The organism is Rhodococcus sp. YH3-3, from assembly GCF_001653035.1.
In the GTDB taxonomy this organism is placed as follows: domain Bacteria; phylum Actinomycetota; class Actinomycetes; order Mycobacteriales; family Mycobacteriaceae; genus Rhodococcus_F; species Rhodococcus_F qingshengii.
On sequence record NZ_BCWH01000001.1, the window covers coordinates 2,584,951 to 2,601,947 of the forward strand.

Annotated in this window: 19 protein-coding genes; 8 read left to right on the top strand and 11 right to left on the bottom strand. The window is 63.8% G+C overall.

Translation table 11 applies throughout. The annotated features are described in order from the left end of the window. Window positions 1-33 precede the first annotated feature (33 nt). Window positions 34-1,056 carry a LacI family DNA-binding transcriptional regulator gene (locus YH3_RS12060; RefSeq protein ID WP_064443402.1) on the top strand — a complete coding sequence of 341 codons (1,023 nt, stop codon included), beginning with the start codon at window positions 34-36 and terminating at the stop codon, window positions 1,054-1,056. 58 nt (window positions 1,057-1,114) lie between these two features. Here YH3_RS12060 and YH3_RS12065 read toward each other — a convergent pair whose 3' ends face one another. From YH3_RS12065 to sdhC, 4 genes are read right to left on the bottom strand one after another with little or no spacing between them, the layout of a single operon-like run. Further along, on the bottom strand, window positions 1,115-1,882 hold the full coding sequence (locus tag YH3_RS12065; RefSeq protein ID WP_003940925.1) for a succinate dehydrogenase iron-sulfur subunit: 768 nt from the start codon (window positions 1,880-1,882) through the stop codon (window positions 1,115-1,117). Further along, on the bottom strand, window positions 1,882-3,633 hold the full coding sequence (gene sdhA, locus YH3_RS12070; RefSeq protein ID WP_003941011.1) for a succinate dehydrogenase flavoprotein subunit: 1,752 nt from the start codon (window positions 3,631-3,633) through the stop codon (window positions 1,882-1,884). Before sdhA ends, YH3_RS12065 begins: the two co-directional genes overlap by 1 nt. Before the next feature lie 15 nt (window positions 3,634-3,648). Next, window positions 3,649-4,104: a succinate dehydrogenase hydrophobic membrane anchor subunit gene (locus YH3_RS12075; RefSeq protein WP_003940699.1), complete on the bottom strand. Its 456-nt coding sequence runs from the start codon at window positions 4,102-4,104 to the stop codon at window positions 3,649-3,651. 1 nt (window position 4,105) lies between these two features. Beyond that, entirely contained in the window at window positions 4,106-4,510 is a 405-nt protein-coding gene (gene sdhC / locus YH3_RS12080) for a succinate dehydrogenase, cytochrome b556 subunit (protein WP_020969155.1), read from the bottom strand. Between the two features lie 253 nt (window positions 4,511-4,763). On the opposite strand from sdhC, the gene YH3_RS12085 reads away from it, so the two are divergent. Genes YH3_RS12085 through YH3_RS12095 form a run of 3 tightly spaced genes read left to right on the top strand, consistent with a single transcriptional unit; the run spans window position 4,764 to window position 7,551 of the window. Continuing rightward, window positions 4,764-5,168, top strand: coding sequence for a cytidine deaminase (locus YH3_RS12085; RefSeq protein WP_019747693.1), 405 nt, complete (start codon window positions 4,764-4,766; stop codon window positions 5,166-5,168). Then, a complete protein-coding gene (locus tag YH3_RS12090; RefSeq protein WP_064443403.1) occupies window positions 5,161-6,456 on the top strand; it encodes a thymidine phosphorylase in 1,296 nt (431 codons plus the stop codon). The genes YH3_RS12085 and YH3_RS12090 overlap by 8 nt, the downstream gene beginning before the upstream one ends. Window positions 6,457-6,465: 9 nt before the next feature. Continuing rightward, entirely contained in the window at window positions 6,466-7,551 is a 1,086-nt protein-coding gene (locus YH3_RS12095; RefSeq protein WP_050654872.1) for an adenosine deaminase, read from the top strand. A gap of 15 nt (window positions 7,552-7,566) precedes the next feature. Here the strand turns inward: YH3_RS12095 and YH3_RS12100 are convergent, their stop codons facing one another. From YH3_RS12100 to YH3_RS12120, 5 genes are read right to left on the bottom strand one after another with little or no spacing between them, the layout of a single operon-like run. Then, the gene (locus YH3_RS12100) at window positions 7,567-8,805 is read right to left on the bottom strand and encodes a hypothetical protein (protein ID WP_064443404.1); all 1,239 of its coding nucleotides are present in this window, start codon (window positions 8,803-8,805) and stop codon (window positions 7,567-7,569) included. A gap of 47 nt (window positions 8,806-8,852) precedes the next feature. Then, a complete protein-coding gene (locus YH3_RS12105) occupies window positions 8,853-9,152 on the bottom strand; it encodes a YbaB/EbfC family nucleoid-associated protein (protein WP_037129075.1) in 300 nt (99 codons plus the stop codon). Further along, window positions 9,149-9,490 (bottom strand): hypothetical protein, encoded by a 342-nt coding sequence (locus tag YH3_RS12110; RefSeq protein ID WP_007727323.1) that lies wholly within the window; start codon window positions 9,488-9,490, stop codon window positions 9,149-9,151. The genes YH3_RS12105 and YH3_RS12110 overlap by 4 nt, the downstream gene beginning before the upstream one ends. 9 nt (window positions 9,491-9,499) lie before the next feature. Further along, a complete protein-coding gene (locus YH3_RS12115) occupies window positions 9,500-10,510 on the bottom strand; it encodes a C40 family peptidase (protein WP_064443405.1) in 1,011 nt (336 codons plus the stop codon). Next, window positions 10,507-10,821 carry a type VII secretion target gene (locus YH3_RS12120; RefSeq protein WP_003940812.1) on the bottom strand — a complete coding sequence of 105 codons (315 nt, stop codon included), beginning with the start codon at window positions 10,819-10,821 and terminating at the stop codon, window positions 10,507-10,509. The genes YH3_RS12115 and YH3_RS12120 overlap by 4 nt, the downstream gene beginning before the upstream one ends. 81 nt (window positions 10,822-10,902) lie before the next feature. On the opposite strand from YH3_RS12120, the gene upp reads away from it, so the two are divergent. Continuing rightward, complete coding sequence (gene upp / locus YH3_RS12125) at window positions 10,903-11,526, top strand: uracil phosphoribosyltransferase (RefSeq protein ID WP_007727319.1); 624 nt, start codon at window positions 10,903-10,905, stop codon at window positions 11,524-11,526. On the opposite strand, the gene YH3_RS12130 is transcribed toward upp, so the two are convergent. Both YH3_RS12130 and YH3_RS12135 read right to left on the bottom strand, forming a co-directional pair. Further along, complete coding sequence (locus YH3_RS12130) at window positions 11,523-13,115, bottom strand: phospho-sugar mutase (protein WP_064443406.1); 1,593 nt, start codon at window positions 13,113-13,115, stop codon at window positions 11,523-11,525. The genes upp and YH3_RS12130 overlap by 4 nt on opposite strands. Further along, window positions 13,112-13,909, bottom strand: a complete 798-nt coding sequence (locus YH3_RS12135) for a purine-nucleoside phosphorylase (protein ID WP_007727315.1) — start codon at window positions 13,907-13,909, stop codon at window positions 13,112-13,114. The genes YH3_RS12130 and YH3_RS12135 overlap by 4 nt, the downstream gene beginning before the upstream one ends. A 67-nt stretch (window positions 13,910-13,976) precedes the next feature. Here YH3_RS12135 and YH3_RS12140 point away from each other — a divergent pair, with 67 nt between their 5' ends. Genes YH3_RS12140 through YH3_RS12150 form a run of 3 tightly spaced genes read left to right on the top strand, consistent with a single transcriptional unit; the run spans window position 13,977 to window position 16,993 of the window. Continuing rightward, on the top strand, window positions 13,977-14,675 hold the full coding sequence (locus tag YH3_RS12140) for an enoyl-CoA hydratase-related protein (RefSeq protein WP_003940710.1): 699 nt from the start codon (window positions 13,977-13,979) through the stop codon (window positions 14,673-14,675). A gap of 12 nt (window positions 14,676-14,687) precedes the next feature. Continuing rightward, window positions 14,688-15,848 carry a M20 family metallopeptidase gene (locus YH3_RS12145; RefSeq protein ID WP_047271752.1) on the top strand — a complete coding sequence of 387 codons (1,161 nt, stop codon included), beginning with the start codon at window positions 14,688-14,690 and terminating at the stop codon, window positions 15,846-15,848. Beyond that, window positions 15,845-16,993, top strand: a complete 1,149-nt coding sequence (locus YH3_RS12150; protein ID WP_003940741.1) for a M20 family metallopeptidase — start codon at window positions 15,845-15,847, stop codon at window positions 16,991-16,993. Before YH3_RS12145 ends, YH3_RS12150 begins: the two co-directional genes overlap by 4 nt. Window positions 16,994-16,997 lie beyond the last annotated feature (4 nt).

The window sequence follows — 16,997 nt, forward strand, 5'->3', positions numbered from 1 at the left end:
AAACCATCAAATATCCATCATCGTGAGGTAGTTGTGGCGCATCGATTCAAAGTACGGGAGATCGCTCAGCAGTCGGGCCTGAGTGAGGCCACCGTCGACCGGGTGCTCAACGACCGTCCTGGAGTTCGGGAGGGCACACGATCGGAGGTTCGCCAGGCGATCACGGACCTGGAACGTCAACGCTCGCAACTGAAACTGGTCGGGCGCACGTTCATCGTCGACGTCGTGTTGCAAACTCCCGCAAGGTTTTCCGACGCAGTCCGTGACGCGCTCGAGGCCGAACTGCCGACCCTTGCGCCTGCTGTTGTTCGTTCTCGGTTCCACTTTCGTGAAACCGGTTCGGTCGAAGCGATGACGTCGACGCTCGACAAGATTCGCCGACGCGGATCCCACGGAGTCATCGTCAAGGCTCCCGACACTCCGGAAGTCGTGGCGGCGATCGACCGGTTGGTGGCGGCCAAGATTCCGGTCGTCACGTTGGTGACCGATGTTCCCGGTAGCAGGCGAGCCGCCTACATCGGCATCGACAACCGAGCCGCCGGAGCCACCGCCGCGTACTTGATAGATCAGTGGCTGGGGGATCGGGACGGCAACGTGCTGGTCAGCATGAGTAGCGGCTTCTTCCGTGGGGAGGAAGAACGGGAGATGGGATTTCGCTCCGCTATGCGCGTCTCGGCTCCGCATCGCCGTTTGATCGACATTCCGAACAGTGACGGTCTGGATCAGACGAGTAGGAAATTGGTGCGAGCGGCACTCGAATCCGATCCGCAGATCCGTGCCGTGTATTCGATCGGTGGTGGCAACCTGGCCACTGTCGACGCGTTCGAAGAACTGAACCGGGAGTGCAGTGTCTTCATCGCTCACGATCTCGACGGTGACAATCGAAAGTTGCTGGGGGAGAGGCGAATATCAGCGGTGCTCCACCACGATCTGCGGGCGGATGTTCGCACTGCCTGTCAGGTGGTCATGAAAGAACACGGCGCCATGGGCGCTCACTTCGGCTTTACGACGTCACCGGTTCAAGTCGTGACACCGCTCAACATGCCCCCGACATAGCTGTGCGCGGTCAAGGAGTCCGGAGACTCCCTAACCGCGCACAGGGCCGAAGGCCTGACTATCGAGCGAAGAGCAGAGCTCGCTTGACTTCCTGAATTGCCTTTGTCACCTGGATGCCGCGGGGGCATGCGTCGGTGCAGTTGAACGTGGTGCGGCAACGCCACACGCCGTCCTTGTCGTTCAGGATGTCGAGACGCTCGGAAGCGGCCTCGTCACGGCTGTCGAAGATGAACCGGTGTGCGTTGACGATGGCAGCGGGACCGAAGTAGCTGCCGTCGCTCCAGTACACGGGGCACGACGTGGTGCAGCATGCGCAGAGGATGCACTTGGTGGTGTCGTCGAAACGAGCACGGTCGTGCTGGCTCTGGATGCGCTCACGAGTGGGCTCGTTGCCACTGGTGATGAGGAACGGCTTCACGGCGCGGAATGCGTCGAAGAAGGGCTCCATGTCGACAACCAGGTCCTTCTCGACGGGCAGGCCCTTGATGGGCTCGACCGTGATGGTGACCGGCTTGCCGTCCTTGGGCAGCATGTCCTTCATCAGCAGCTTGCAGGCCAGACGGTTCACACCGTTGATCCGCATGGCGTCCGATCCACAGACACCGTGTGCGCAGCTGCGACGGAACGTGAGGGTGCCGTCGAGGTAACCCTTCACGTACAGCAGCAGGTTGAGCAGACGGTCGGTGGGCAGTGCCGGGACCTGGAAACTGTCCCAGTGCTGGCCCTCGCCCGATTCGGGATTCATCCGCGCGATCTTGAGAGTGACCATGACGGCCCCCTCGGGAACAGCGGGGAGTTTGGGTGCATCTACAGCAGGCGCAGACATCAGTACTTACGCTCCATCGGCTCGTAGCGGGTCTGGATCACCGGCTTGTAGTCCAGACGGATGTCGGAGAGCAGGCCGTCACCCTCCTTGTACGCCATCGTGTGCTTCATGTACTCGGCGTCGTTGCGGTCCGGGAAGTCCTCGCGAGCGTGGCCGCCGCGCGATTCCTTGCGGTTGAGGGCGCCGACGACGGTGACCTCTGCCATTTCGAGGAGGAAGCCCAGCTCGATGGCCTCGAGCAGGTCGCTGTTGTAGCGCTTGCCCTTGTCCTGGACCGTGATGTGGTTGTAGCGCTCCTTGAGAGCACGCACATCCTTGAGAGCCTGGGTGAGGCGCTCTTCGGTGCGGAAGACGGAGGCGTTGTTGTCCATCGACTGCTGCAGCTCGGTGCGGATGTCCGCAACGCGCTCGTGGCCGTGATCGGACAGGATGACGCCGACCCAGTCTTCGACCATCGCGGCCGGGGTTTCCGGCATGTCGACGAACTCGGTGGAGTTCGCGTACTCGGCGGCAGCGATGCCGGCGCGACGGCCGAACACGTTGATGTCGAGGAGCGAGTTGGTACCGAGACGGTTTGCACCGTGTACGGAGACACAGGCGCATTCGCCGGCCGCGTACAGACCCTTGACGATCTCGTCGTTGTTGCGCAGCACCTCACCGTTGATCTTGGTGGGGATACCGCCCATGACGTAGTGGCACGTCGGGTAGACGGGCACGGGCTCCTTGACGGGGTCCACGCCGAGGTAGGTGCGCGAGAACTCCATGATGTCGGGGAGCTTCTCGTCGAGAACTTCCTCGGGGATGTGCGTCACGTCGATGTAGACGTAGTCCTTGTTCGGGCCGGCGCCGCGGCCTTCGAGAACCTCGAGGACCATCGAACGCGCCACGATGTCACGAGGAGCGAGGTCCTTGATGGTGGGTGCGTAACGCTCCATGAAGCGTTCACCGTCGGCATTACGGAGAATGCCACCTTCACCGCGGACGGCTTCCGAGATCAGGATGCCGAGACCGGCGAGTCCTGTCGGGTGGAACTGGTGGAACTCCATGTCCTCGAGGGGCAGGCCCTTGCGGAAGATGATGCCCATGCCGTCACCGGTGAGGGTGTGCGCGTTGGACGTCGTCTTGTACATGCGTCCCGAGCCGCCGGTCGCGAAGACGATCGACTTGGCGTGGAAGATGTGCAGCTCGCCGGTCGAGAGCTCGTAGCAGATGACACCGGTGGCGACCGGGCCGTCCTCGGTCTCGGTGATGGCGATGTCGAGCGCGTAGAACTCGTTGAAGAACTCGACGTCGTGCTTGACGCAGTTCTGGTAGAGCGTCTGCAGGATCATGTGACCGGTGCGGTCGGCGGCGTAACACGCACGGCGGACGGGTGCCTTGCCGTGGTCGCGTGTGTGGCCACCGAATCGACGCTGGTCGATCTTGCCTTCGGGCGTGCGGTTGAACGGCAGACCCATCTTCTCGAGGTCGAGCACCGCGTCGATGGCCTCCTTGGCCATGATCTCGACGGCGTCCTGGTCGGCGAGGTAGTCGCCGCCCTTGACGGTGTCGAAGGTGTGCCACTCCCAGTTGTCTTCCTCCACGTTCGCCAGTGCGGCACACATGCCGCCCTGGGCCGCGCCGGTGTGGCTGCGGGTGGGGTAGAGCTTGGTCAGTACGGCCGTGCGGGCACGGGGGCCAGCTTCGATTGCCGCACGCATGCCTGCGCCACCGGCGCCGACGATGACCACGTCATAACGATGTTCCTGCATGAAGTCTGTGCTCCCCTAGCTCGCCGAGATATTGGGGTCGAAGGTGAAGATGACGTACGTGCCCAGGCCCATGATCAGGATCATCGAGAGAACGAGGATCGTGGTCAGCCAGAAGCGCGTGGAGTCCTTGCGGGAGTAGTCCGCGATGACCGTGCGCAGACCGTTACCGCCGTGCAGCTGTGCCAGCCACAACATCGTCAGATCCCAGAACTGCCAGAACGGGCTGGACCAGCGACCTGCGACGAACGCGAAGTTCAAACGGTGAACGCCACCGTCGAGCATCAGCATGATGAACATGTGGCCCAGGACCAGAACGATCAGGGCGACGCCGGAGAAGCGCATGAAGAGCCATGCGTACAACTCGAAGTTGTTCCGAGCCTTCGCGCGCGGGGACCGCGGGTTGTCCAGGCTTGCGGGACGGTCGTATGAGGTGCCCAGGCTCTTGGCTTCGGGTCCGTGAGTAGTCGCCATGTCAGTGCTCCGCAAACATGTTGATGAGGATGCGTCCGGCGCCTGGGATCATCACCAGGAACCAGATCGTCAGAATGGTCCAGAGCATGACGCGCTGGTACTTCGGGCCCTTCGACCAGAAGTCCACCAACATCACGCGCACGCCGTTGAGGGCGTGGTAGAGGACTACGCCGACGAGGCCGATCTCCATGAGGCCGACGAGGGGGTTCTTGTACGTATCGATGACGGCGTCGTACGTATCGGGATTGACCCGAACGAGTGCCGTATCGAGAACGTGTACGAATAGGAAGAAGAAAGTAGCGACGCCTGTGATCCGGTGTAGAACCCAGGACCACATTCCGGGGTCGCCCCGGTAAAGCGACCTCGTGCGCTCCTTCTGAGGAGCGGCTTCAGTCGTAGTACTCATCGAGTGCTGTGCCTCCAACGTCATTGGTGGACGCGTCGAGCCTGCAGAGAGCTTCGATGTACCTCAGCCCGGGCTCGACGGGATCCTGAACCGACTTGACTCAGACTCTAAACCTATGTGAAACCGGGAACTAATCAGATGCGGGATTCGTACGCGTACCAAACTCTTTGTAAGGTTTGCCTTTCCAATCTCACCTAGCCGGTTTCGGCGTGGTTTCTGCATCCATTCAGTCGGCGTGATTGGATAACGAACCATGGGTGACATCGACTGGAAGTTGTTGCGGCACAACGCGCAAGTGGTGATGCGGCAGGCTTATGCACCGTACTCGGGCTATGCAGTGGGTGCAGCTGCCCTGGTAGACGATGGTCGGATCGTCTCAGGATGCAATGTGGAAAATGTCTCATACGGTTTGAGCCTGTGTGCCGAATGCGGACTCGTCGGTAACTTAGCCGCCACCGGGGGCGGGCGGCTGGTTGCCTTCACGTGCTGCGACGCGAAGGGCTCGATTCTGATGCCATGCGGCAGGTGCAGACAGCTTCTTCTCGAGCACGGCGGGGGTGAGATGCTTGTCGACACGAGCAGTGGGTTCAAGCCGCTGAGCGAGCTGTTGCCTGATGCTTTCGGGCCGGAACAAGCAGAGGGGCTCCGCCATGTTTGACGCAGTTTCCATCATCGGCGCCAAGCGTGACGGCCGCGAGTTGTCGGGAACCGAGATCGACTGGATAGTTCAGGCGTTCACACAGGGGATCGTCGGCGACGAGCAGATGTCGGCGCTCGCGATGGCGATCTATTTCCGAGGAATGTCACGAGCAGAGACCGGCCGATGGACCGAGGCGATGATCGAATCCGGCGGGAGGATGGACTTTTCGGACTTGCCGCTGCCCACCGTCGACAAGCATTCGACCGGTGGAGTGGGGGACAAGATCACCCTTCCGCTTGCACCCCTCGTCGCTGCCTGTGGTCTTGCAGTCCCGCAGTTGTCGGGCCGCGGACTCGGCCACACCGGTGGAACTCTCGACAAGCTCGAGGCCATTCCAGGTTGGCGAGCCGAGCTCACGGCGACGGAGATGGTCGACATTCTCTCGGATCCGAAAATCGGCGCGGTGATCTGCGCTGCCGGAGCGAATCTGGCCCCCGCGGACAAGAAGCTCTACGCGCTGCGCGACGTGACCGGAACGGTGGAATCCATTCCGCTGATCGCAAGTTCGATCATGAGCAAGAAGATTGCCGAGGGAACCGGCGCCCTGGTGCTCGACGTCAAAGTCGGTTCCGGAGCGTTCATGAAGGACCTCGGCGACGCGCGAGAGTTGGCACGCACGATGGTCGAGCTTGGCAACGACGCCGGCGTGCGTACTAGCGCTCTCATCACCGGGATGGACACCCCGCTCGGATTGACGGCGGGCAACGCCCTCGAGGTACGTGAATCCGTCGAGGTGCTGGCAGGAGGCGGGCCGTCGGACGTCGTCGAGCTGACCCTGGTCCTGGCTCGGGAGATGCTGTCCGCGGCTGGGATCGACGGTATCGACCCCGCAGACAAACTGTCCGACGGCACAGCCATGGACCGGTGGCGCGCGATGATCGCCGCCCAAGGCGGGGACCCACACGCGACGCTGCCGGTGGCACGGCACAGCGACGTCGTCACCGCGGACCGAGACGGCGTACTGACCCGACTCGACGCCATGGCGGTGGGCATCGCGGCCTGGAAACTGGGAGCCGGACGCGAACGGCAGGGCGAAGCCGTCCAGGCCGGTGCCGGCATCGAGATGCATGCAAAGCCTGGCGACGTGGTCCGTGCCGGGCAGACGCTGATGACACTGCACACCGACACTCCCGAGAGATTTGATGCAGCGCGACGAAGCCTCGGCGGTGGATGGTCGATCGGGGCCGATTCCGACACCGTTTCGCGACCGTTGCTCATCGAGCGAATTGTGGGTGATTCGCGTTAGCGTTGGCGAATGAACGCACCGGAGTTGACCACGATCCGCAGCGCACCCAAAGTTCTTCTCCACGATCATCTCGACGGAGGACTCCGACCCGAGACCGTTCTCGAACTGGCCGAGCAATGTGGCTACGACGAGCTGCCGGCGAATACGGCATCCGAACTGGCGCAATGGTTCCGAACTGCCGCTGACAGTGGATCGCTCGAGCTCTACCTCGAAACGTTCGCGCACACAGTCGCCGTGATGCAGACCCCCGAAGGGCTCGCACGGGTGGCACGTGAGTGTGCCGAGGATCTGGCCGACGACAACGTCGTCTATGCCGAGGTCCGTTTTGCGCCCGAGCAGCACCTGGAACAAGGCCTGAGTTTGGACGAGGTCGTCGAGCACGTTCTCGAAGGTTTCCGGGCCGGCGAATCCGCTGCCAGGGTCGCGGGACGGGAGATCCGCATCGGCTGTCTTCTCACGGCGATGAGGCATGCCGCGCGGTCGCGGGAGATCGCCGAACTCGCTGTGCGATTCCGGGACCGCGGGGTTGTCGGTTTCGACATCGCCGGTGCCGAGGCCGGTAACCCACCGAGCCGGCACCTCGACGCTTTCGAGTACATGCGTGACGCGAACGCCCACTTCACGATTCACGCGGGTGAGGCTTTCGGGTTGCCGTCGATCCACGAAGCCATCGCCTTCTGCGGAGCGGATCGGTTGGGCCACGGCGTGCGGATCGTGGACGACATCGACGTAGGAGTGCAAGGTGGGGCAGAGTTGGGTCGGCTCGCGAACTACGTCCGTGACATGCGCATTCCCCTGGAACTGTGCCCGAGTTCGAACGTGCAGACCGGAGCGGTAGCCGCCCTGGCGGACCATCCGTTCGGACTCTTGGCGGACTTGCGCTTCCGAGTGACCGTCAACACCGACAACAGGCTGATGAGCGACACCACCATGAGCCGGGAAATGGCCGCGTTGGTCGAGACCTTCGGTTACGGATGGACCGATCTCGAACGCTTCACCATCAACGCGATGAAGTCGGCCTTCATCCCGTTCGACGAGCGCCTCGCGTTGATCGACGACGTCATCAAGCCGGGCTACGCCGTGCTCATCGGCTAGATGACGTGCGCCCGACTATTCAGATCGAAGCCGGGCCTCGAACTCGCGCTCGAGTTCGCGCCAGGCCTCGGATTCCTTGGTGAACGGCGCACTCGGAGCCATCCGCGACGGATCGGGGTTGAGGAGGTACGAGACGTACCAACCCAGCTCGGTCGACGCGGACAGAGCCTCATCGGTGGAGTCGTCGTCGGCGAAATCTGCTGCATCGGTGAACAATTCGACTGCGAGTTCCAGCTGCTCGGCATCTACGACGTCCGGGCCCTGGGCGAGGTCGTCGGCGATACCGGGCAGAACGTAGACGTTCTCGTCCGTGACCTCGATTTCGAGTGAACCGTCGACGGCCGCATTCTGAATTTCGCCGTACGTACTGACCTGCGAGAGATCGTGTTCGTGGTTGTCGGCGAGGTAGCGAGCGAGTGCGCGCTCGCTACGGAAGACGGTGATCAGTCCGTCCTTGCCGAGGAAGATCGCCTGATCTCCCATGTAGCAGCGCAGAGTGTAGAACGTCTCGGCCGAGGTGATGATGCGGATCGGGTCGACACCGACCTCGCCCCAGAAGGTCTCGACCTCGTCTTCGTCCTCTTCGAGGTCGTCTTCGTCGAATTCCTCGTCCTCGCCCTCCTCGGCGACATCGTCGGCGTCGACGGTGTTCTCGGCGGCAGCGAGCAGTTCAGCTTCGGCGACCGCGACGGCGGCTGCATCGACCTTCGGGGAGGTGACCACCTTGTCGATGGCGTCGAGAACGGCGTCCCAGTCCTTGACGATCGCAGCGCCGACCTGGTCCCACAGCTCCAGGCCTTCGCGGCCTTCGAAGGTGCCGGCGCCGGTGGCAAGCGCGCCGAGTACCGGATGGCCGCTGAAGAAGCGGATGACCGCGTCGAGTTCGCACACCTCACCGATGTTGCGAGCCATGTTCAGGGTGTCTTCGAGTTCCGAGACCACCAGTGCCTCAGGGTCACCTGCGGCCAGTTCCGGCACGCCGACGAAGTCGAACGTGAAGTTCTCTTCCGGTTCCAACTCGGCTGCCGACAGTCCGGAGACGACGGCCCACGCCGGATGCTCGACCAGGTCGTTGTCGGAGTCCGTTCGGATGAAGGCCGCGAGTTCCGCGACGGAGGAGAACCCGTACAGGTCTTCCTCATGGCCGAGGAACGCTTCCCACTCGTCGTCGCCCTCGCGCCAGCGGGGTGCCCACAAAGTGACGAGGTCTCCGTCGGTGAGTCCGATTTCGATAGGGACGATGTCTCCAGCCATGGGCGGAAGCCTATCCACCGCAGAGCGAAAGGCATAGCGGGGGTTCGTCACGTTTGTTTCAGTGCCACTCGGAGCTCACTGACCAGTCGCTCTCGTTCGTCGTTGGACTGTTGAACTGCCTGGTGAATTGTTGCCACCGTCAATGCGGCCACCGTGCGAGAATTCATCGCGGTGATTGCGTCGGTAATCCGTAGGTCGACCAGAGCGCCCAGCCCGTCGACAGTCGCCGTGACTATCCCGCCCTCGCTCGAGACGACTGCCCGCAGAGCGCCGACCCCGTCGACGGCTTCCTGCAAGAGTCCGGTCCGGTGTTTCGCCAGCTCCATGATTCGATCAATCTCGCTCATATCGAACGCATCCAGCTCGACGGAAGGTTCTGGCCCTCGGCGGCGTCGACATCGGCCAGTTCGTCTCGGGTCGGTAGACCGAGCCGATCGAGGATCGCTGCCGGGACTCCGGTCTCCTCGAGCTCCACACGATGGCGGGCGCCGGCTTCGATTGCTGCATTTGAGCACAGCGTGAGTATCTGCTGCGCTAACCGCTGCCCGCCGTACCGCAGTTCGTCCTGGCTGATCCTCAGGTCCACGGGCACGGCGTGCTCCGTGGCGCGGACCGCGATGGTTCCGTTGCGGTTGACGGCTACGGCTGTGGTGATCGGCGGTGATTCGCGCTTGTTCTCGGGCATGATTCCCTGTCATTCCGTCGGACGGTAGAAGCCGTGAAAGCCCATGCCGCTGTTCGTGGTTCGGATGGCGCTGATTTCGACTGGGTCGCCGGCTTCGATCATCTGGCCGCCGCCGATCACCATCGCGACGTGGCCGTCCCAGACCGCGAGGTCGCCCGGCATCAGATTGTTCTGATCGACCTGGTTCCCGATTCCCTGTTCCTGAGCCAACCTCGGAATGTCGACTCCGGCCTGGCCGTACGCCCATTGAGTCAGCCCGCTGCAGTCCAGACCGACTCCCGGCGTAGTGCCTCCCCAGGCGTACGGGACACCCTGTTGAGTGAGCGCGTTGCGTACGGCAGCAGCGGCCTCGGCGTTCGGTGCGGTGGCAATCGAGCCGTCGGGAAGTTCGACCTCAACGCCACCTGAACTGCTGGCGCCGGTTGCTCCGGAGCGCGGTATCGCGAGGAGTGAATCGACAGAATCGCCGGAACCACCCGCCGAACCGGAGACTCCAGGTGCGGGATCGGGTATCGGGACGGACGGGACGAGTGCGGACATCTTGTCGGTCGACCCGGCCAACTCACCGCGTACCCGCTCGATAACCGATACCGCGCTTCCGAGGTGCTCCAACGCGGCCGACAACAACATCAATTGGCCCGTCGGTGTCATCAGCGTCGGCCCGGCCTTGATCGCGAGTGTCAGAAAGGACTGGAGAATCTCACCGAGTTCGGTCATTCCCGCGTACACGGACGTTGTCGCTTCGTCCACGACGCCGGCGATGTCGGTCCCACGATCGGCGAGGTTTCGCGTCGACGTCTGCGTCTGCTCGGTTTTGGTCACCGCAGCGGTGAGTGCCGTGGACGAGCTCTGAGAGGACGCCAGTTCGCTCAGAACAGCGCTTCCCAATTGGTATGCGATCTCGAGGGCGTCCGTGGCGATTCGGATGCCGACGTCGGGTCCACTTGCGCTGGGGGCACCAGTCCCGACAGTGTCGACCAGATCGATGATCGGTCGTGCGAGTGCGTCGACGTCGATCATGAGCGTGCGGCTTCAGCGAGAGTCCTTCGTACCGATTCCTCGGAGTCGAGATAGACGGCATGAGCGTCGAGGGCGGCCGACCGGACACTGGAAATTACAGTGGACAGTCGATCGATGTCGTCGATGTGCGCTTGTTGTGCCCGGCCCGCGACGCCGACGAAGTCGCCGCCGATCAGCCCGAGCACAGCGGACAGAGCCATGTGATCGCCACCCGCTGCGTCCTGTCGAGCTTGCGCGACGTTGTCGGCAACAGTGCCCAACCGCCTGGCGAACTCCGCGATGCTTTCAGTGTCCAGATCCAGATTTGTCAACTTGTCTTCCCCCCGTTGCGCTTACTCCTTCTTGGACGCCGCGCGGGGTGCTCCGGTTCCCGAGGAACTATTCTGATGGTCATGCAAACGCACGTAGTCGACCATCCGCTCGCGGCGGCCCTCTTGACGACAATGCGTGACGCACGCAGTGAGAACGCGACTTTTCGTTCCGCACTTCGCAGGCTCACGCACATGCTGGTCTACGAGGCCATGCGTGACGCGGAGGTCGAGGAGTTCCCGGTCGACACCCCGGTAGCAGCGACGACGGGCATCCGGCTCGCGAAGCCGCCGTTGTTGGTACCGGTGCTGCGGGCCGGTCTGGGCATGGTCGAACAGGCGAGTGCGCTGATTCCGTCGGCCGGCGTCGGCTTTGTCGGAATGGCACGTGACGAAGAGACACATCAGCCGGTTCCGTACCTCGAATCCCTGCCGGCGGATCTGTCCGGGATCCCGGTGTTCGTGCTCGATCCGATGCTCGCCACCGGTGGTTCGATGGTGCACACCATCGACTTGCTGGTTGCGCGTGGCGCGACGGATGTCACGGCAGTGTGCGTCGTGGCCGCTCCGGCCGGCGTCGACGCGCTGGCGGCGTCCGGCCACCCGGTTCGTCTGGTCATCGCGAGCATCGACGACGGACTCGACGAGAACGCTTTCATCGTCCCCGGTCTCGGTGACGCCGGCGATCGGCAGTTCGGACCCCGCTAGAGCGAAAAGGCGAAGGTTCGGAGTTCGGCCAGCCGGGCCTTCGCCTGCTCTACTGCGTTCGCGAGGTCGGCGCGGTTCGCCACCGGGACGACAACTTCGAGATAGCACTTGAGCTTGGGCTCGGTTCCGGACGGTCGAACAACCACGCGGATCGACGGCCCGTCGAATATCACTGCGTCGGTGCGCATACCACCGCGAACCAGGGACAAGTCCTCGGTCGTGACCGGCTCACCCGCGAGTTGGCCAGGCGGATCGGCGCGTAGCCGTTTCATCATTTCCGCGATGTCACTCGAGTCCTCGACGCGGCGGGATACTTGGTCCCCGCAATGCAGTCCGAATTCGACGGCATAGTCGCCTAGAACGTCCAACAGGGTTCTGTTGCTGCCCGCGAGGGTGGCAGCCAAGTCGGCCACCAGAACGGCAGCTGAGATTCCGTCCTTGTCCCGCACCACATCCGGATCGACGCAGTGCCCGATCGCTTCCTCGTAGGCGTAGACGAGTCCGTCGCCGGCGCGCGTGAGCCACTTGAATCCGGTGAGTGTCTGCGCAAACCTGGCTCCGCGGGCTTTCGCCAACTTCGAGAGCAGGGTCGAGGAGACGATCGTCGTCGCCACCAACGAATCTTCGGGCGCCGTGCTCAGTACGTGGTCGGCCAGGAGCACCCCGGTTTCGTCGCCGCGCAACATGCGCCACTGATCACCGTCGCGAATTCCGACGGCGCAGCGGTCGGCATCCGGGTCGAGTGCGATCGCCAGATCCGCGTCGACACTTCGGGCAAGGGCGAGCAGGCGGTCTGCGGCGCCGGGCTCTTCGGGATTGGGGAACTCGACGGTCGGAAACGTGGGGTCGGGATCGAACTGCTCCGCCACGACGTGCAGGTCCTCGAATCCTGCTGCTCGCAGAGTCGCGGCCGCAGTCTCGCCGCCGACGCCGTGCATTGCCGTGAGCGCAATCCGGATCGAGCGTGCGTCGCCGTGCGGGAGGGTCGCGATGCGGGCGATGTACTCCTCGACCAGAGAGTTGTCGGCCGGAATCACCGATGCCCGCGCGACGTCGGCGGCACTACCGATGCGAGCGATCTCGCTCTCGATTTCACGATCGGCGGGGGAGACGAGTTGCGCTCCGCCCGAGAGATACACCTTGTAACCGTTGTCGGCGGCAGGATTGTGGGAGGCGGTGATCTGGATCCCTGCCGCTGCCCCGAGCCTGCGCACCGCGAACGCCACCAGCGGTGTCGGCAGTGGGCGGGGGAGCAGGGTCACTTCGAACCCGGCGGCTGCCATGACCTCGGCGGCGGCCAGAGCAAATGCCTCTGAACCGAGCCGGGCGTCGCGGCCGACCACAACGCGGGACCCGCCCTGGCAGCGAGCTGTCAGCCAGGCCGCCAGACCGGCCGTGGTCCGGATGACGACCGCGAGGTTCATTCCGTTGGGTCCGCCGCGCACCGGCCCGCGAAGCCCAGCAGTGCCGAACGTCAGTGGTGCGGAAAAGCGTTCGGTCAGTTCATGTTCCGAAAGGGCTGCTAACTCTGCGCGGGTAACTGGGTCCGGATCGGCGTCGATCCACTCGGTGACGTTCAGTGGTGTCACAGCTGCTCGACCAGTTGACGCAGCAGCACTCCCATCCGGGCCGCCGAGGCTTTGCCTGCCGCCAGCACCTCCTGATGGTCCAGTGGGGCGCCCGTGATTCCGGCGGCCAGATTGGTGACCATGGAGATGCCGAGAACGCGGGCGCCGAGCGCGCGGGCCGCGATGGTCTCGTGAACCGTCGACATGCCGACCAGATCGGCGCCGAGTGTACGAAGCATTCGAATCTCGGCCGGAGTCTCGTAATGCGGACCGGGAAGCCCGGCGTAAACACCCTCGGCAAGGTCCGGGTCGATCGAGCGAGCCAGCGCACGCAGTTCCGGCGAGTAGGCGTCGACCAGGTCGACGAACTCTGCGCCGACGAGGGGAGAGCGGGCCGTCAGGTTCAGGTGGTCACTGATCAGCACTGGTTGTCCCACTGCGTAGTCCTCGCGGATACCGCCGGCCGCATTGGTGAGGATGACGGTGTCGGCGCCGGCAGCAATGGCTGTCCGGACCGGGTGGACGACGGTACCGAGATCGTGGCCCTCGTATGCGTGCGCGCGCCCGAGCAGCAGCAGGACTTCGGTGTTTCCGACGCGCACCGAACGAATGGTGCCCGCATGGCCGAGGGCGGACGGTGGGGCGAAGCCAGGAAGATCCGCCATCGAGACTTCGGCTGTCACGTCCGCACCGGCGTCGCCGAACACGTCTGCGGCATCGGTCCACCCCGACCCGAGCACGATGGCGACTGACGGTGACGAAGAGCCAGTCATGGCGGACAGAGCAGCGGCGGCGGCCTCGGCGATCGTTCCCATGTGAGCAACCCTACTGAGGAGTCGGGTCGGTTCGCCGGGTGAGTTGGCGGGCGTTACTCTCCCATCCATGCCTTATCTCGAACGCGACGGCGACGTATTCATCCTGTACCTCGGCAACGAGGGCGAAACGGACAACGAGAACCGCTTCGGCCCTGAGTGGATCGACGCTGTTCACAGCAAGTTGGACGAGGTCGAAGCGCACGAGGGGCCCGCAGCCCTGGTGACGACGGCGACGGGCAAGTTCTACACGAACGGCCTGGACACGACGTGGATCTTCGGCAATCTCGACGGTCTCCCCGGCTACCTGGACAAGGTCCACACCATCTACAGCCGTTTGCTGACCTTCCCGATGGCCACGGTCGCGGCCGTGCAGGGGCACGCGTTCGGCGCCGGCGCCATGCTCGCGTCCTCGCACGATTTCCAGATCATGCGCGCGGACCGCGGCTTCTACTGCCTGCCCGAGGTGGGACTGAACATGCCGTTCACTGTCGGGATGTCTGCACTGCTGAACAGTCGTCTGCCCAAGCAGACGGCAGTCGATGCCATGACGACGGGGCGTCGCTTCGGCGGCGCCGACGCACTCGCTGCCGGCATCGTGCAGGAAACGGTCGACGGCGACGGAGTGCTCGCCGCTGCTGTGGCCAAGGCGTCGGCACTGACGTCGACTCACGGCAAGAACTTGGCGGGAATCAAGGCAGGCATCCACCGCGATGCTCTTGCAGACCTCGCTCAGGTGACTGACAAGAGCAACTTCTCCTTCGGGTGAGACAATGATCGCGTGAACCAGAATGTCGACAGCGCAGTCAGGTCCGTAGAGGCCGATCTGATTGCGCTGTCGCATTCGATTCACAGCGACCCGGAACTCGCCTTCGAGGAGTTCCGCAGCGCTGCCAAAGTGTCGGACCTGCTGGCGCAGCACGGTTTCGCGGTCACTCACGGGATCGTCGATCTGCCGACGGCTTTCGATGCCACCTACGGCAGCGGAGAGTTGGTCATCGCGATCTGCGCCGAGTACGACGCGCTGCCCGAGATCGGTCATGCCTGTGGGCACAACATCATTGCCGCCGCAGCGGTCGGGGCCGGCATCGCGTTGGCTACCGTGGCCGACGAACTGGGGATCACCGTCCGAGTGATCGGTACTCCGGCGGAGGAAACCGGTGGCGGCAAGGTCCTGATGCTCGAGCGTGGTGCCTTCGACGGCGTCGGCGCGGCCATGATGGTTCATCCAGGGCCGATCGACATCATCGGTGCGACCTCGCTGGCCTTGGCGGACATCGCCGTGAGTTATCACGGTCGCGAGGCGCATGCGTCTGCTGCGCCGGAATTCGGTCGTAACGCCGCCGACGCAGCGACGCTCGCGCAGGTGGCGGTCGGACTCTTGCGTCAGCACCTGCAGCCAGGTCAGCAGATTCACGGAATCGTCAGTGACGGCGGCACGGCTCCCAACATCGTTCCGGCTCGGTCCGAATTGCTCTACTACCTGCGTGCCGAAACAGCCGCGTCGTTGGCCAATCTGTCCGAGCGTGCCGAGGCCTGCTTCGCCTCGGGAGCACTCGGCACCGGGTGCACCCACGAAATCCGCACGGTATCGCCTACTTACACCGAGCTGACCCCCGATCCGTGGCTGGCGGCGGCGTACCGTGAACAGATCGTCGATCTCGGACGGGTGCCACTGGCAGCGGAATGGGAGCGCTCCCGTCCACTGGGTAGTACGGATATGGGTAATGTGACCAATGTGATTCCGGGAATTCACCCGGTCATAGGCTTGGATTCATCGGGGGCAGTGACACATCAGCCGGAGTTCGCGGCTGCGTGTATCACCACCTCCGCAGATCGAGCGGTAGTCGACGGTGCAATTGCGTTGGCCCGCACTGCTGTCCGGGTAGCGTCCGATCCAGAACAACGCGCCCGTCTGTTGGAAGGGGTAGATCGCCGGTGAACGCGGCAATCGACACGTGGATTCACGCGCACACCGACGACCTCGTCGCGTGGCGTCGACACATCCATGCCAACCCGGAGTTGGCTCGCCGCGAATACGCGACCACCGAATTCGTCGCCACCCGCCTCACTGCCGCTGGATTGTCGCCGAAGATCCTTCCCGGTGGCACCGGTCTCACGTGCGATATCGGACCGGAGGGTCCACGAATCGCACTGCGCGCCGACATGGACGCTTTGCCGATGCAGGAGGCGACCGGAGCGACGTACTCGTCCACGGTCCCCGGTGTGTCCCATGCGTGCGGCCACGACGCCCACACCACCATCTTGCTCGGCGCCGGACTGGCTCTGGCCACGCTGCCCGAACTTCCCGTCGGGGTTCGGCTGATATTCCAGCCCGCCGAGGAAGTCATGCCTGGCGGAGCACTCGACGTCATCGCCGCGGGCGCGCTCGACGGTGTGTCCAGAATCTTTGCTCTGCACTGCGATCCGCGACTCGAGGCAGGCCAGGTGGGAATGCGCCTGGGCGCGATCACCTCAGCTGCAGACACGATCGAGGTCGTCCTCGACTCTCCGGGTGGGCACACGTCGCGGCCGCATTTGACCACGGATCTGATCTACGCGCTCGGCACCGTCGTGACCGGGCTGCCGGGAATGCTCAGCCGTCGTATCGATCCGCGTACCGGAACCGTCATGGTGTGGGGCGCGGTCAGCGCAGGTCAGGCGCCCAACGCGATTCCGCAGACCGGCATGATGACGGGCACGGTACGTACCGGCGATCACGACACCTGGGAGTTGCTCGAACCGCTCGTGGAAGAAATCGTCCACGGACTGCTCGCACCCACCGGAGTTCGCTACCAACTCAACTATCGTCGCGGAGTGCCTCCGGTCGTCAACGACGAGGTGTCCACTCGGATGTTCGAGGACGCCATCGCGACCGTCGGACAAGATGCTTTGGCGGACACCCCGCAATCCGGTGGTGGCGAAGACTTTTCGTGGTACCTCGAAACGGTGCCGGGGGCCATGGCGCGGCTCGGCGTGTGGTCGGGTGAAGGCGATCAGCTCGACATCCACCAACCCACTTTCGATCTCGACGAGCGAGCACTCGGCGTCGGTGTGAAGGTTCTGACGAGCCTGGTTCTGGGATAGTTCC

Coding starts and splice junctions, on each gene's coding strand:
- sdhC (WP_020969155.1), bottom strand. CDS start 4,510: ATGAGTACTACGACTGAAGCCGCTCCTCAGAAGGAGCGCACGAGGTCG.
- sdhA (WP_003941011.1), bottom strand. CDS start 3,633: ATGCAGGAACATCGTTATGACGTGGTCATCGTCGGCGCCGGTGGCGCA.
- YH3_RS12100 (WP_064443404.1), bottom strand. CDS start 8,805: ATGGCTGGAGACATCGTCCCTATCGAAATCGGACTCACCGACGGAGAC.
- YH3_RS12065 (WP_003940925.1), bottom strand. CDS start 1,882: ATGTCTGCGCCTGCTGTAGATGCACCCAAACTCCCCGCTGTTCCCGAG.
- upp (WP_007727319.1), top strand. CDS start 10,903: ATGCAAACGCACGTAGTCGACCATCCGCTCGCGGCGGCCCTCTTGACG.
- YH3_RS12085 (WP_019747693.1), top strand. CDS start 4,764: ATGGGTGACATCGACTGGAAGTTGTTGCGGCACAACGCGCAAGTGGTG.
- YH3_RS12105 (WP_037129075.1), bottom strand. CDS start 9,152: ATGAGCGAGATTGATCGAATCATGGAGCTGGCGAAACACCGGACCGGA.
- YH3_RS12095 (WP_050654872.1), top strand. CDS start 6,466: ATGAACGCACCGGAGTTGACCACGATCCGCAGCGCACCCAAAGTTCTT.
- YH3_RS12090 (WP_064443403.1), top strand. CDS start 5,161: ATGTTTGACGCAGTTTCCATCATCGGCGCCAAGCGTGACGGCCGCGAG.
- YH3_RS12115 (WP_064443405.1), bottom strand. CDS start 10,510: ATGATCGACGTCGACGCACTCGCACGACCGATCATCGATCTGGTCGAC.
- YH3_RS12140 (WP_003940710.1), top strand. CDS start 13,977: ATGCCTTATCTCGAACGCGACGGCGACGTATTCATCCTGTACCTCGGC.
- YH3_RS12110 (WP_007727323.1), bottom strand. CDS start 9,490: ATGCCCGAGAACAAGCGCGAATCACCGCCGATCACCACAGCCGTAGCC.
- YH3_RS12075 (WP_003940699.1), bottom strand. CDS start 4,104: ATGGCGACTACTCACGGACCCGAAGCCAAGAGCCTGGGCACCTCATAC.
- YH3_RS12135 (WP_007727315.1), bottom strand. CDS start 13,909: ATGGGAACGATCGCCGAGGCCGCCGCCGCTGCTCTGTCCGCCATGACT.